The sequence below is a fragment of the Conexibacter arvalis genome (genome assembly GCF_014199525.1).
Lineage (GTDB): Bacteria > Actinomycetota > Thermoleophilia > Solirubrobacterales > Solirubrobacteraceae > Conexibacter > Conexibacter arvalis.
In genome coordinates this window covers 1611158-1625106 of record NZ_JACHNU010000001.1, presented here as the reverse complement: position 1 = coordinate 1625106, position 13949 = coordinate 1611158, and the positions used below count along the sequence as shown (strand labels likewise).

Here is a 13949-nt window from a genome sequence, read left to right as displayed (position 1 = left end):
GCTACTCCGCCGCTCTCGCCTCGAACTGGCGCTCGACTCTGAGGACGCCGTCGGGGCCGTATCTGTAGACCTCGTAGGTCGCGGCGGTCGGGTCGCCGTTCGCGTCGAAGTCGATCGGGCCGGTGACGCCGTCGAAGTCGACCTCCTCGCCGGCGGCGATCATTCTGATCCCGTCGGCCAGCTCCATGAAGGTGAACTTTCTGCCGGGCGGCGCGGAGACCGCCTGCAGCTGCTCGGAGATGTCGGTGCCGTCGGTCGAGCCGGCCGCCAGCGCCGCCAGGTAGCAGAGCATCGTCGCGTCGAAGTTCTGCGCGTCGAAGGTCTGGCGTGGCGCGCCGCCGGCCTCTCTGTAGATCCGCGCGAACTCCTCGACGACGGCGCCGGACTCGGGCGTGCCCGGCCGCGTGCCGCGGGCGCCGATCAGCGCTCTCGCCGGGATCGTGTCGGGGATTCTGTCCGACGCCAGGCCGTCGGCGGTGAACAGTCTGCCGGCGTCGAACTCGCCGGTGCGGACCAGCGAGGCTCCCATCTTCCCGTACGTCTCGAAGAAGTCGATGATGACGTAGGCGTCCGGTCTGCCCTGGACGATCTCGGCCGCCTCGGAGTTGTAGTTCGGCTGCTCCGGGTCGTAGAGGACCGGGCCGGTCGTTCTGCCGCCCTTCGCCTCCCACGCCTCTCTGAACTTCTCGATGAAGCCCTGGCCGTAGGCGTCGTTGCGGGCGGCGAGCGAGATCGTGAAGTCGGTGCCGCCCAGCTCCTGCTCGACCGTGTCGGCGAGCGCTCTCGACTGCAGGTTGTCCGACGGGGCCGTGCGCCAGACGAAGCCGTCGTCGTCGAGGTCGGTGATCGCCGCGTCGGTCGACGACGGCGACACGATCGGCGTTCTCTGCCGCGAGGCGACCGACTCGGCGACCGCGAGCGTCTCCGACGACGCCCACGGGCCGGCGAGGCAGGTCGCGCCGCCGGAGATCAGCTGCCGCGCCGCCTGGACCGCCGCCTGCGGGCTCGACTCGGTGTCGGCCGACGTGGTCGAGACGGTCGTCTCGACACCGCCGGCTCTCGTCGCCTGCTCGACCTGCGCGACCGCGAGATCGGCCGCCTTTCTGCCGGGCGCGCCGAACGGCGACAGGTCGCCGGTGAGCGGGAGCAGCACGCCGATCGTCTGGTCGAAAGACGTGTCGGCCGGTGCCTCGGCCGCGGCGCCCGTGCCCGTCGTCGCGGTCCCGCCCCCTCCCCCCTCATCGTCGTCGCTGCCGCAGCCGGCGACGCCGAGGACGACCGCGCTCACGCCGACGGCCAGCAGCCACCGGCTCCGCGTTCCTGCGTACATGGGGACCTCCTCCTCGTTCATGCGAGGTGTACCCGCGAGCCGAGCGGTCAACCCAGCGCCGGAGCCGGCCGGGCGGCGGCGGGGCGGCGCTGCCGCGGCGGGCGGCCGCGGGCGGGCGAGTCGGGACGGCGCAGTCGCGGAGGGCGGCCGCGGGCGGGCGAGTCGGGACGGCGCAGTCGCGGAGGGCGGCCGCGGGCGGGCGCGCCGCGACGGCGGCGCGTCAGCCGGAGCCGGCGCAGCGGCCGAGCAGTCTCGTCGCGAGCATCACGCGGCCGAGCGCCGCCCACGCGGCGCCGTAGTAGGTCGGCTCGCGGGCGGCGACGGCGTCGGCGCGGTCGAGCAGGCGGTCGCCGGCGCCGACGTCGCCGGCGGCGCGCGCGGCGGCCGCGGCGCCGACGAGCGCGGCCGGGTGGGAGCCGGCGGCGCGCGGCGTCGCGTCCAGGCCCTGGACGGCAGGGACGGCGCCGCCGGTCGCGACCGCGTGGGCGTGCAGCGCCGGCCACGGCCGCGCCGCGAGCGCGCGCTGGTCGGGGGTGCACGCCTCGGCGTAGCGGACCGGGAGGCGGACCGCGTCGTAGCCGTAGGAGGGCACGGCGGCGGCGGAGTCGGCGCCGGCGGCCGCGGCGGTCGCCGGCGCAGCGACCGGGACGACGCCCCACGGCAGCACCTTCGCCCAGTCGGGCGGCAGGCCGGCGGGGCCGTCGAGGACGCGCCGAGCGATCCGCGCGCTGGAGTCGCGCAGCGCCTTCCAGCGCCGGTCGCCGTCGAGCGCGAAGAGCGCGGAGTAGGCGCGCGGGGAGAAGTAGGAGGGGTTGACGACGACGTCGCGCCGCGCCCACGGGCCGGCGACCAGCACGCGCGTGCCGACCGCGCGCGCCGTCTGGCGCGTGAGCACGGCCCGGCCGATCGCGCGGGCGGCGCGGCCGTACGCGGGCTCGTCGAAGCGCCGCGCGGCGAGCGCGAGCGCCCGCGCCGCGTCGAGGTCGGCGTCGGCGGCCGGGCCGGGCAGCTCGCGGTCCCGCTGCGCGGCGGCCGCGCTGCTCCCGCCCGCCGCGCCGCTCCTGCCGGCGGCACCGCTCTCGCCGGCCACGCCGCTCCCGCCGGCCGCGCCGCTCCTGCCGGCGGCACCGCTCCCGTCGGCCGCGCCGCTCCCGCCCGCCGCGCCGCTCCCGCCGGCCGCGTCTCTCCTGCCGTCCGCGCCGCTCCGCCGCGCGGGCGGCTCCCAGCGCCACGCGAGCGTGCCGTCGGAGCGCTGGAGGTGGTCGCGGGTCCAGCGCCAGACGCGCGCGAAACGCTCCTCGTCGCCGACCGCGACGGCGAGCAGCAGCGCGTACGCCTGCCCCTCGCTGACGGTGTCGCCGCCCTGGTCGCGGCGGACGACCCGGCCGTCGTCGCGCACGTAGCCGTCGAAGAAGCGCTCGACCGCGGTGCGGACCTGCGGCGGGACAGGCGGTCCCGTCGCGCCCGGCTCACGGCCGCCGCCGGCGCCGACGTCGACGCCGGCCGCGAAGGCGAGCCCGGCGACGATCGCGAGCAGCGCGCGCCTCACGCCGCCGCCCTCGCTTCCTCCTCGGCGTGGCCGGCGACGGGGGCGGAGCGCCGCTCGTCGCGCGCTGCGACGGCGGCGCTGCCGCGCAGCGCCGGCCAGACGCCGCTCATCAGCACGCAGACGTGCAGCAGCGCGAACGCGACGTTGTTGAGCGTCGCCGGGCCCTGGTCGCGCGCGAGGCCGAGCAGCGCGGCGCCGAGCAGGACGGCGACGACCGCGAGCGGGATCGCGACCGCGCGCGGCTGGCGGCCGCCGTCGCCCTCCTTCGGCGTCACCTTGAAGCTGCCGCGCCGGCGCGTCAGCGCGGCCAGCGAGGCGTGGACGTGGATCCACGCGCTCGCCGCCTGCAGCGCATACGCCGAGAAGCGGTACGAGCCGCCGCCGGCGAGCGCGACCATCCACAGCGCCAGGCCGAAGTACGGGCCGAAGTGGAGCAGGAAGAGGTCGGCGGTCGCGCCGGCGAGCGGCTGCGCGCCGGTCGCGATCCGCACGACCGGGAAGGCCATGTACGCCAGCAGCGTCCAGCCCGACAGGAAGTACATCCCCGACAGCAGGTAGTGGGCGCGCTGTCGCCACGGCAGCTTCGCCCGCAGCGCCGTCGCGATCCCGCCGAGGCAGCCGCGCGCCCAGCGGTACTGCTGGCCGACGTAGGCGGCCATGTCCTCGGGGCCGAGGCCGTCGGCGAGCACGCGCGGCAGGTAGGCCGTTCTCCACCCGCGCTCGTGCAGGTGGACCGACAGCTCGAAGTCCTCCGTCAGCGACTCCTCGGGGAAGCCGCCGGCGTCGTCGAGCGCGGCGCGGCGGAAGACGACGTTGGTGCCGCAGCAGAACATCGCGTCGTGGCCGTCCTTGCCGCGCGCGATCGCGCCGAAGAAGAGCGCCTGCTGGCTCCACGCCGCGGCCGCGACGCCGCCGCGGCCGGCGTTGGCGTAGTGCTGCGGCGTCTGCACGAAGGCCAGGCGTCGGTCGCGCTGGAGGTGGCCGAGCGTCGCGGTCAGGAAGTCGCGCCGCGGAACGTGGTCGCAGTCGAGCACGACGACGAACGGCGCGTCGAGGTCGCGCAGCGCGTCGTTGACGTTGCCGGCCTTCGCGCCGGTCGAGCGGGGGCGGCGCACGTAGCGGGCGCCGTGGCGCTGCGCCAGCGCGCGCATCTCGTCGTCGCCGCCGTCGTCGAGCAGGTGGACGCGCACCTCGGCGCCGGGCAGGGAGACCGCGGCGGCGATCGTCGGCTCGACGACCGCGACCGGCTCGCCGTAGACCGGCACGAGCAGGTCGACCTGCGGTCTCGCCGGGCCGCTCCAGGCGCACGGCTGCCGGTCTCGCTCACGCGAGCAGGTCCACCAGAAGCCGACCGCCTGCGCGACGTTGAACAGCTCCGCGGCGACGAGGATCGCGTACAGCACGGGGCTGCCGATCCGCTCCGGCGCCAGCAGCCACGTGAAGTAGAAGAGCGTCAGCGGGATCGCGAGCGCGATCAGCAGCCGCACGCGCAGGCGATGGCGGGCGCGCGGCGGCGCGGCCTCCCACGGCGGCGGGTTCAGGCGCGGGTCGGCGGCGGGCGCCGCGGGCGGCGCCGCGCGACCGGCGGGCGCGGCGGGTCTCGTCGGCTTGCTCGTCATCTGCGGCGGAACTCCCACACCCGCACCTGCGCCAGCTCCCACGTGCGCACCAGTCTGCGCGTCCGTCTCAAGCTCGCGACGAGGCCGCCGGTGGAGGCGGCGAACGTCGGCTTGTCGAGGAAGCTGCCGAGGACGAAGACGGTCGCGTCCCTGCGCTGCGGCAGGTCGCGACCCATCGGCTGCGCGTTCAGCTCGGGCGCGTAGTAGCCGATCACGTCCGTCAGGTAGTCGGGGTTGTAGATCAACACGTCGTGCGGCCCCGCGCGGCGCTCGACCGCTTCGAGCGCGCCGCGGAAGTCGTAGAGGCGCGGGTTGGCGCCGTTGACCTGCTGGTCGAGCAGGCCGGCGCCGAGCGTCGCCGCGAAGGCGCCGACGAGCAGGACGGTCGCGGCGCGGCCGGTCGCCCAGCTCGTCAGCGCACGCGCGACGAGCAGCAGCAGCATCGGGACGGCGGCGATGAAGTAGCGCACCTCGAACAGCGCCGGCTTCAGCATGCCGATCGCGAACAGCGCGGCGGCCGGGACGACCGCGACCGCGGCGATCAGCAGCGTGCGCGGCGCGCGGCCGCGACCGAGCAGCAGCAGCGCCAGCAGCATCCCGAACGGCCACAGCGCCGACAGCGCGGCCATCGCCGAGTCGGAGTGGTAGCCCCAGATCGCCCACACCAGGTTCGTGATCGCGCCGTAGACCGACGGCTGCTGCGCCGCCCCGCCCTGCGCGACCCCGGCGCCGGCCTGCGCCGGCGAGTCGAAGCCGCGGCCGGCCGCCTCGTTGGCGGCGAACTGGGCGTGGGCGAAGCCGATCAGCGGGATCAGCGCGACGACGATCAGCGCGGCGCTGCCGAGCCAGCGGATCGCGAAGGCGCGCGCGGCGGCGCGATCGCGGCGCCGGCTCCACAGCGCGAGCGCGAAGGCGGCCTGCTGGACGCCGACGACGAGCGCCGCGAAGTACTGGTCGTACAGGAGCAGGATCGTCGCGAGCGCGTAGAGCGCCCAGTCGCGCAGGCGGCCGGGCGCGCCGGCGGCGTCGCCGCGGTCGCGGTCGCCCCGGGCTGCGGCGTGTGCATCGCGGTCGCCCGCGGCTGCAGCGTGAGCGTCGCGGTCGCGCAGGATTCGCGCCTGCGCCCACACGGCGAGCAGCGCGAGCAGCATGAAGAAGGCGTACATCCGCGCCTCGGCCGAGTACCAGACGGCGAACGGCGCGACCGCGCCCAGCGCCGCGGCGGCGAGGCCGGCGCGGCGATCCCAGAGGTCGCGCGCGGTCAGGTAGAGCAGCGGCACGAGCGCGGTGCCGGCGAGCAGCGACGGGACCCGCACCGCCAGCTCGCCGGTGCCGATCACGCGCACCGTCGCCCACAGCGTGACGTGGTGCAGCGGCGGGTGGACGTCGGTCGCGCGGAGCTGGGCGAGCATCTCGCCGAGGCCCATCTGGGCCTGATGGATCGAGGTCGCCTCGTCGAGCCAGATGCCGCGCAGCGCCAGCAGCCGCAGCCCCAGCGCGACCGCCGTCGCGGTCGCAAGCGCCAGCACGATCGGATCGCGGGCGCGGGAGGCGACACGGCGACCGGCGCCGCGCGCGCCCGCGGCCGCGCCGGCGCCCGCGACGCCCGGCAGCCGCGTGACCGCGCCCGCGGCGGCGGCCGCCACCGTCGCCGTGGGCCCGGCGGCCGCCGCCGTCGCGGGCGTGCGGCGGCGGGCTCCCGGCAGCGCGGAGGCGGCCAGGGCGGCGGTCAGCAGCGCGGCGGTCGTGACGGTCGCCCGCGCGATCCCGGCGGCGTCGTCGGCGGTCGTCGCCAGCAGCAGCGCCTGCAGCGCGACCGCAGCGCCGATCGGCGCGAGCAGCGTTCGGCCGCGGCCGCGCGCGCAGGCGTCGGCGACGAGCACGCGCGCGACGCCCAGCAGCGCCATCGCCCCGACGTACGGGCCGACGAGCGCGTCGATGCCGATGTAGTCGTCGCCGAAGGCGGCGTCGAGCAGAGCTGGCGGCGCGAGCGCGGCGACTGCGGTCGCGCCGGCGCCGAGCAGCGCTGCGACTCCGAGCGCGACCGGCAGCGCCCGGCGGTCGCCGGCGGCGGCGCGTGGCAGCAGCATCAGCGGCACGGTCGTCGTCGCGAACGCCGCGATCCCGCCGAGCGCGGAGACGACCGCGAACCGTCCGGCCTCCCCACCTGGCAGCAGCGCCTGCGCGAACAGCACGTCCTGGCTCTGCACCACGGCGAGCAGCAGAAACGCGGAGACGGCCGACCACGCCCGCCGCGCGTCGGCCGGCGCCCCCGCCCCCGACGCGCGCGTGGCCGGCGCGGCCCCGGCGTGCGGCGCGGCGGCAGGCGGCGCGGGGGCTGGAGCGCTCGGCGCGCTGCCGGCGCGGCCGGTCCACCACGCGACGAGCAGGCCGGCCCAGCCGGCGGCGGCGACGCCGAGGGCGCCGCCGGTCGCGCCGAGCGGGGCGGCGAGGACGACGCCGAGCGTCAGCCGCACCGCCGGCTCGGCGAGCAGGCTCGCGACGACGCCGCGGCCGCGACCCAGCCCGTACAGCCGGCCGCGCTCGAGCGCGATCGGGCCTGCGGCCGGCGCCGCGGCGGCGAGCGCGAGCACGATCGCTGGCGGCAGCTTCAGCGCCGCGCTCAGCAGCGGCGACGCAATCGCGATCGCCAGCCCGGCGAGCGCGCCGATCCTCCACAGCCGCCGGCGTGCGGCGGCCGCGGCGTCGGGTGCGAGCGCGCCGCCGGCGCTGAGGCTCGCGAGCGGCATGTGCAGCAGCAGATAGAGCGCGAGGAAGGCGGCCAGCTCCGCGAAGGCGCCGGGCGCCAGCAGCCGCGCAGCAAGCAGCGAGAAGGCGAGGTTGCCCGCGCCCGCGGCGAGCTGCCCGGCGGCGACGCCGAGCTGCTCGCCCGCCAGCGCGCGGACCGCCGAGCGGCGTGCGCCGGCAGCTGTGCAGGTCTGAGGTCGCTCAGCGCCCCGAGACCTGCTCTCTTCGGCCGGGGCGCGCGTCGTCGTGGCGCTCATGCCGCCCACCTCGCGGGCGCGAGCGGGAGGGCGCCGATGTCGTCGCCCTCGTCGGCGGCCCCGCCGGTCAGCAGCAGCCGCAGCAGGCGGAAGCCGTCGCGCGCGGCGGCGACCTGCTCCTCGACCGCCGCCCGCGGCGCCGGCGGATGCGCAAGCGCGCCGGCGAGCGCCGCGGCGAGCGTGGGCGCCGGCGCGTCGGCGGCGACCGACGGCTGCCCGAGCCGCCGCGCCAGTCCCGCCAGCTTCTGCTCGTGGGCGATCGCGAGGAACGGCGTCCCGGCGGCGGCCGCCGCGACCGTCGCGTGGAAGCGGGTCGCGACGACCAGCCGCGCGCCCGCGACGAGATCGCGCGCGTCGCGCAGCGTCGCCGGCGGCGGGACGACCTCCGCCCCGACGCCGCGGCGTCGCAGCGCCGTCGCGAGCAGGTGGGCGTGGCTCTCGTCGTCGAGCCCGGCGGCATCCTCGAGCGTGTCGCCGACCTGCCACGGCTGAATGCGCACGAGCGTCGGCGCACCCCTCGCCGCTCCGGCCCCGGCAGCGCCAACCGCGCCGGCATCGCCACCCGCCGACGGCCCGAGCGCGCCAGGACGGGGCGCGGCCCCGGCGTCACCGCCGCCGACGGCGCCCGCGATCGCCTCGGCCAGCCGGCCGGCGAGCGCCGCCTCGCCCCCGTGCCGACCGAGCGCGACGACGATCGCGCCGTCGCGGCGGGCGGCGGCGGGGATCGGCGTCAGCGGCGCGCCGAGCAGCGGCCAGGCGGCGTCGGCGCCGATGCGGAACGGCGTCGGCGCGCCGATCTCGGCGAGCGTCGCCGCCGACTCCTCGTCGCGCAGCACGAGCAGGTCGGCGGTCCGCACGAGCAGGCGCGCCAGCCGCCGCGCGATCGGGTCGTCCAACCGCCCGGCGCCGACGCCGAGCAGCGCGACGCGGCGGCCGAGCAGCCGCGCCGTCGCGGCCAGCACGAGCGCGTTGCGCAGCAGGGCGTGCGGATGGCGCCCGCCGGGCGGCTCGGCGGGTGCTCCGCCCCCGAGCGTCTTGAAGACGGTCCCGCCGGCGAGGACGAGCGCGTCGGCACCGCGCAGCGCGCCGGCGACCCGACGGGGGTCGCGCGCCTGGACGGCCGCGACGCCGTGGCGCGCCGCCGTCCGGGCCGGCTCGCGGCTGGTCGCGACGCAGCGCCAGCCGCTCAGCTCGCGCACGAAGGCGTCGAGCAGGGCGTCGTCGCCCGGATTACGCTGCCCGAAGGCGCCGGCGAGCAGGACGCTCGGCACGTCGCACCTCCTCGTAGAGCTCGAGATGTCGGTCGGCGACCGCCGGCCAGGCGCGGCCGGCGGCGAAGTCGGCGGCCCGCGCGCGCAGCGGCTCGAGCCCGTCGCGGTCGGCGGCGAGCGCGCGCAGCCGCTCGGCCAGCTCCGGCGCGGTCGGCGGGGCGGTCAGCGCCAGCGGCGCGGCCGTGCAGCGCGCGAGCGCCTGCGACAGCAGCACCGGCGTCCCGTGGCCGAGCGCCAGCGCGAGCGGCCCGCTGGAGGCGAACGGGCGCGGATAGGGGAACATCGCCACGTCGGCGGCGGCGAACCAGCTCGCCACCTGCGCCTCCGGCACGCGGCCGGTGAAGCGGGCGTGCGGGCCGCGGGCGCGCAGCTCGCGGGCGTAGCCGTCGCCGGCCTCGGCGAGGCGCGGATGCTCGCCGCCGGCGACGACCAGCTGCACCTCCGGGCCGGCGAGCGCCGCCGCCTCCAGCGCCAGCTCGAGCCCCTTGTACGGCGCGAGGAAGCCGAAGCAGAGCACGACGAGGCGGTCGTCGAGGCTCAGCTCGGCGCGCGCGGCGGCCCGCTCGGTCCCGGTCGCCGGGCGCTGCGGCGGCATCCCGTGCGGCACCACGGCGGCGTCGGGGACGATCTCGGCGAAGGCCGGCTCGTGGACGATCACCGCGCCGGCGCGCCGGCGGATCGCGCGCTGGACGGCCGCGAGCCCGCCGCGCGCGACCAGCCGCGGTGCGCGCACACGGTGGAGGCGGACGAAGTCGTCGTCGACCGACGCGGGGTCGACGACGTGGTGCATCGTCACGACGGGGTCGCCGAGCGCGTGCAGCGCGGCCGGCAGCGCCGGCACCGACGACGGGCCGCCGTAGAGGAACAGCTCGTGCTGGACATGGGTGACCGGCGCCCCGGTCGCGCGCGCCGCCCGCGCCGCACGCAGCAGCGCGCCGGGCCCGCGCCGATACGGGCGCACGACCGTCACGGCGCCGTCGCGAGCGCGCTCGGGCGCGTCCGTCTCCTGCGGCGCGATCACGGTCACCTCCGCGCCGCGGCGGCTGAGCGCCTGCGCGAGCGCGGCGCCGTAGGCGGCGACGCCGCTGCGGCCGCCGTGCCGCTCGCGCGGCGACGGGTACGGGCTGATCAGCGCGACGTCAGGCATGCAGCACCGCCCCGGTGCGCGCCGACTTGCGGGCGCCGGCGAGCGTGAGCGGGTCGGGCGCGCGACCGCGTCCGCCGACGCCGGTCAGCGGCCGCAGCACGAGCGCGCCCGCTCCGCCGCGACCGCCGGGCGCGGCGCCGGGGGACGCGTCGCTCGCCGCACCGCCGGCCCGAGCGCCGCGAGCCGCACGCGTGGACGCGCCACGCGCCGACGGCGCGGCCGCGACCTCCACGGCGGCGTCGGCCGCCGCCCCGCCCCCACGACGCCGCCGCAGCCACAGGGCCAGCAGCGCGCCGCCCATGCGGCGGCTGTCGGCGACCGCGTCGACGCGCGATCCGTCGCGGTCGACCCAGACGGTCGGCACCTCGGTCAGCTCGACGCCGAGGTCCCGGACGGCCAGCAGCAGGTCGACGTCGAACAGCAGGCCGCGGGCGGTCAGGCGCGGCAGCGCGGCGCGCGCGAGCTCGCCGCGCAGCACCTTCGCGCCGCACTGCGTGTCGGCGTACGGCAGCCGCATCAGCGTCCGCACGCCGCCGGAGAAGCCGGCGCTCGCGATCCGGCGGCGCAGCGGCCGCCGCACCGGCAGCACCGAGGCGGCGTGGCGGCGGGTCGCGATCGCCCCGCCGGTACGGCGGGCGACCTCCGCCAGCCGCAGCAGCTCGCGCGGCGGCGTCGCGCAGTCGGCGTCGACGAAGCCGACCAGCTCGGCGTCGGAGCGGTCGAACGTCTCGATGATGACGCCGCCCTTGCCCAGCTTCGGATACTCGAACAACCGCACCCGCCCGTCGCGCCGGGCATGCCGGGCGACGATCTCGCACGTGCGGTCCGTGCACTGGTCGAGCGCGACGAGGAAGCGCACGCCCGGATCGTCGAGGACGCGGCGATAGCTCCTCAGCGTCCGTTCGATCCGGCGCTCCTCGTTGTACGCGGGGATGACGATGTCGAGCCGCAACGGGACCTCCTTCGCAGGCGATGCGTCGGGACAGTCGGATGCGGACGAGGCGCATCCGCGACGCCGGCGCGCCCGGGTGCCGTCGTCGCGAGGGGCACGACGGCGACGGCGGCGGGCGGCGGCGAAGCGGGCCGCGGCGCGCTCCGGCAGGCGCAAGCGGCGCGACCCTCGTATCGGGGTGAAGCCTGCGGCCTAGCCGTCGAGCGGCCGGACGTAACCTGAAAAAACTCTCAATTGCGGAGACATGTGCGCACCGTCACAGAGTGGCGCGTCGGCGGGGCCGGCGGTCCGGCCGGCCCCGATTCCCCCTCAGCGACGGGGCAGGCGCCCGTTGAGCACGTAGCGGAGGATGTCGACCACCTGCTCGGGCTCGCGCGCGACGGCGAGTGCGGCGCGATCGACCTCCTTCAGCGCGTGATCGTGCTGCTCGGGATGGAGCGTGATCAGCGGCTTTCCGAGCGCGGCGGCGTAGCCGGCGTCGAAGGCGGCGTTCCACTGCCGGTACTCGTCGCCGAAGCGCACGACGACCACGTCGGACTGCTCGATCAGCGTGCGCGTGCGGATCGCGTTGATCCCCGCGCCCTTGTGGTCCTTCCAGAAGTCGCGCTGCTCGGCGCCAAGGATCGCGACGCCGACGTCGTCGCTGGCGCCGTGGTCGATGACGGGGGCGCTGAGCTCGACGTCGAGCTCCTCCTCCATCAGGCCGTTGGCGATGCGCGCGCGCCAACCGGTGTGGATCTCGCCGGAGAGGTAGACATGCCAGGACATGCGGCGATCGTACCCGCAGCGGTCGCGACGCCTCGGCCGCGCTCGGCTCCGGACGCCGCCGCAGCGCCCGAAAACGCCCTCAGCGTCCGCTCGGAAACTCTTAATCAGCCCTTTGGGTCGCTGGGTAGCCTCGTCTCTACCGATGGGGTCACCGAGACATCTGTGGACCGGCGAGTGGCGCGCCGAGTCCGACCAGGCACGTGACGAGGGCGCCAGCGCCTTCGACCGCACGCCACCTCCGCGCCCTGCCGACGACGCGCAGGCGCCTCCCCCGCCCTCCGGCCCACCGCGCCGCCGCGCCGGGCTGGTCGTCGGCCTCCTCGTCGTGGCGCTCGCGATCGCGGCCGGCGCCTTCGCCGCGGGCATGCTGCTCGACGGCGGCGACGGCGGCGGCACCGACCCGCTGCCGGCCGTCTCCAGCAGACCGATCAGACCGTCCGCGGGACAGACGCGCGCCGGCGCGATCTACGCCGCCGCGAGCCCCGCGGTCGTCTCGGTCCGCACGAGCACCGGCCAGGGCACCGGCTTCCTGATCGACGACGACGGCACGATCGTCTCCAACCAGCACGTCGTCGGCAGCTCCTCGCACGTGGTCGTGAAGTTCGGGCAGGACGGCGTCTCGATCGACGGCGACGTGCTCGGCACCGACGAGTCGACCGACCTCGCCGTCGTCAGCATCGAGCCCGACCGCATCCCGAGAGGGGTCAGACCGCTCAGATTCGCCGACTCGCGCAACGTCCAGGTCGGCGACTTCGCGATCGCGATCGGCAACCCGTTCGGCCTCGACCGCACCGCCACCGAGGGCATCGTCTCCGGCCTCGGCCGCTCGATCAGCGCCCCCAACGGCTTCCAGATCGACGAGGTGATCCAGACCGACGCGCCGATCAACCCGGGCAACTCCGGCGGGCCGCTGCTCGACAGCGGCGGCCGCGTGATCGGCGTCAACTCGCAGATCGTGACCGGCGGCCTGTCGCAGGGCAACGTCGGCATCGGCTTCGCCGTCCCCTCCAACACCGCGCGCGAGATCGTGCCGCAGCTGGCGCAGGGCAGAACGATCGCGCGACCCTATCTCGGCGTGCAGACCTCGCCGACCGCCGTCACCTCGTCGACCGGCGCGAGAGTCACGAGACTGTACGACGGCGGCCCGGCCGCGCGAGCCGGCCTGCGCGTCGACGACGTCATCACCGCGATCGACGGGCGCACCGTCGACACCCCCGAGGACGTCGTCGAGGCGGTCTCCAGACGCCAGCCGGGCGACGAGGTGGAGGTGGAGGTCGAGCGCGGCGGCAGAGAGCGGACCATCACCGTCGAGCTGGGCACGCGCCCGGCCAGAATGCCGTGAGCTTCGCGGCGCCGCTCGTCCTGCTGGCGCTGCTCGCGCTGCCGCTGCTGGCCGTCTGGTACCTGCTCCAGCAGCGCCAGCGGCGAGCCGCCGCCACCGCCTTCGCGGCACCCGTCATGCAGCCGGCGGTCGCGCCGCGGCGGCCGGGCTGGCGCCGCCACGTCCCGATGCTCGTCTTCCTGCTGGCGCTCGCGGCGCTCGTGCTGGCGGCGGCGCGGCCGCAGCGGACGGTCGCCGTCCCCGTCGAGCGCGCCTCGATCATGCTCGCGACCGACGTCTCCGGCTCGATGCTCGCGACCGACGTGCAGCCCAACCGCATGATCGCGATCAAGCGCGCCGCCCGCCGCTTCGTCGAGGAGGTGCCCAGAGGCGTCAACGTCGGCGTGATGGCGTTCAACAACACCGCGACCGTCCTGCAGAGCCCGACCCGCGACCGCGACGCCGCCTACCTCGCGATCGACCGCCTCTCGGTCAGCGGCGGCACCGCCACCGGCGAGGCGATCGCGACCGCCGTCGACGCGCTGAAGGCGCAGCCGGGCGAGGGCGGCAGACGGCCGCCCTCGGCGATCGTGCTGATCTCCGACGGCGCCTCGACCAACGGCCGCGACCCGCTCGCCGCCGCCGCCGAGGCGGCGAGAGCCGAGATCCCGATCTACACGGTCGCGTTCGGCACCGACCACGGGACGATCACCACCCCCGACCCCAGAACCGGCGAGTCGAGAGTCGAGCGCGTGCCGCCCGACGCCGCCTCCCTGCAGCAGATCGCCAGAGCGACCGGCGGCGAGTCGTTCACCGCCGAGACCGCCGAAGGGCTCAAGTCCGTCTACGAGAGACTCGGCTCGCAGCTCGGCAGCAGAGACGAGGAGCGCCAGATCACCTCCGCCTTCGCGGCCGGCGGGATCGTGCTGCTGCTGCTCGGCGCCGGGCTCTCGCTGCGCTGGTTCGGCCGCCCCGTCTGACCCGCTT

Annotated in this window: 10 protein-coding genes; 2 read left to right on the top strand and 8 right to left on the bottom strand. The window is 77.1% G+C overall.

Annotated elements, in window-relative coordinates:
* Position 1: 1 nt before the first annotated feature.
* The 8 genes from BDZ31_RS07585 to BDZ31_RS07550 all read right to left on the bottom strand — a co-directional run bounded on the left by BDZ31_RS07585 (position 2) and on the right by BDZ31_RS07550 (position 11641).
* Complete coding sequence (locus tag BDZ31_RS07585; protein ID WP_183340533.1) at positions 2 to 1330, bottom strand: ABC transporter substrate-binding protein; 1329 nt, start codon at positions 1328 to 1330, stop codon at positions 2 to 4.
* A gap of 220 nt (positions 1331 to 1550) precedes the next feature.
* Positions 1551 to 2879 carry a glycosyl hydrolase family 8 gene (locus BDZ31_RS07580; RefSeq protein ID WP_183340531.1) on the bottom strand — a complete coding sequence of 443 codons (1329 nt, stop codon included), beginning with the start codon at positions 2877 to 2879 and terminating at the stop codon, positions 1551 to 1553.
* Positions 2876 to 4498: a glycosyltransferase family 2 protein gene (locus tag BDZ31_RS07575; RefSeq protein ID WP_183340529.1), complete on the bottom strand. Its 1623-nt coding sequence runs from the start codon at positions 4496 to 4498 to the stop codon at positions 2876 to 2878. Before BDZ31_RS07575 ends, BDZ31_RS07580 begins: the two co-directional genes overlap by 4 nt.
* Complete coding sequence (locus BDZ31_RS07570; RefSeq protein WP_183340527.1) at positions 4495 to 7503, bottom strand: glycosyltransferase family 39 protein; 3009 nt, start codon at positions 7501 to 7503, stop codon at positions 4495 to 4497. The genes BDZ31_RS07575 and BDZ31_RS07570 overlap by 4 nt, the downstream gene beginning before the upstream one ends.
* Positions 7500 to 8774, bottom strand: coding sequence for a polysaccharide pyruvyl transferase family protein (locus BDZ31_RS07565; protein ID WP_183340524.1), 1275 nt, complete (start codon positions 8772 to 8774; stop codon positions 7500 to 7502). The genes BDZ31_RS07570 and BDZ31_RS07565 overlap by 4 nt, the downstream gene beginning before the upstream one ends.
* On the bottom strand, positions 8734 to 9921 hold the full coding sequence (locus BDZ31_RS07560; protein ID WP_183340522.1) for a glycosyltransferase: 1188 nt from the start codon (positions 9919 to 9921) through the stop codon (positions 8734 to 8736). Before BDZ31_RS07560 ends, BDZ31_RS07565 begins: the two co-directional genes overlap by 41 nt.
* Entirely contained in the window at positions 9914 to 10873 is a 960-nt protein-coding gene (locus BDZ31_RS07555; protein WP_183340520.1) for a glycosyltransferase, read from the bottom strand. Before BDZ31_RS07555 ends, BDZ31_RS07560 begins: the two co-directional genes overlap by 8 nt.
* Positions 10874 to 11182: 309 nt before the next feature.
* Positions 11183 to 11641 (bottom strand): YtoQ family protein, encoded by a 459-nt coding sequence (locus BDZ31_RS07550; protein WP_183340518.1) that lies wholly within the window; start codon positions 11639 to 11641, stop codon positions 11183 to 11185.
* A gap of 142 nt (positions 11642 to 11783) precedes the next feature.
* Here BDZ31_RS07550 and BDZ31_RS07545 point away from each other — a divergent pair, with 142 nt between their 5' ends.
* Positions 11784 to 12983, top strand: coding sequence for a S1C family serine protease (locus tag BDZ31_RS07545; protein WP_183340516.1), 1200 nt, complete (start codon positions 11784 to 11786; stop codon positions 12981 to 12983).
* The gene (locus BDZ31_RS07540; RefSeq protein ID WP_183340514.1) at positions 12980 to 13942 is read left to right on the top strand and encodes a VWA domain-containing protein; all 963 of its coding nucleotides are present in this window, start codon (positions 12980 to 12982) and stop codon (positions 13940 to 13942) included. Before BDZ31_RS07545 ends, BDZ31_RS07540 begins: the two co-directional genes overlap by 4 nt.
* The last annotated feature ends 7 nt before the right edge of the window (positions 13943 to 13949 follow it).

Coding starts and splice junctions, on each gene's coding strand:
- BDZ31_RS07585 (WP_183340533.1), bottom strand. CDS start 1,330: ATGTACGCAGGAACGCGGAGCCGGTGGCTGCTGGCCGTCGGCGTGAGC.
- BDZ31_RS07550 (WP_183340518.1), bottom strand. CDS start 11,641: ATGTCCTGGCATGTCTACCTCTCCGGCGAGATCCACACCGGTTGGCGC.
- BDZ31_RS07545 (WP_183340516.1), top strand. CDS start 11,784: ATGGGGTCACCGAGACATCTGTGGACCGGCGAGTGGCGCGCCGAGTCC.
- BDZ31_RS07560 (WP_183340522.1), bottom strand. CDS start 9,921: ATGCCTGACGTCGCGCTGATCAGCCCGTACCCGTCGCCGCGCGAGCGG.
- BDZ31_RS07575 (WP_183340529.1), bottom strand. CDS start 4,498: ATGACGAGCAAGCCGACGAGACCCGCCGCGCCCGCCGGTCGCGCGGCG.
- BDZ31_RS07570 (WP_183340527.1), bottom strand. CDS start 7,503: ATGAGCGCCACGACGACGCGCGCCCCGGCCGAAGAGAGCAGGTCTCGG.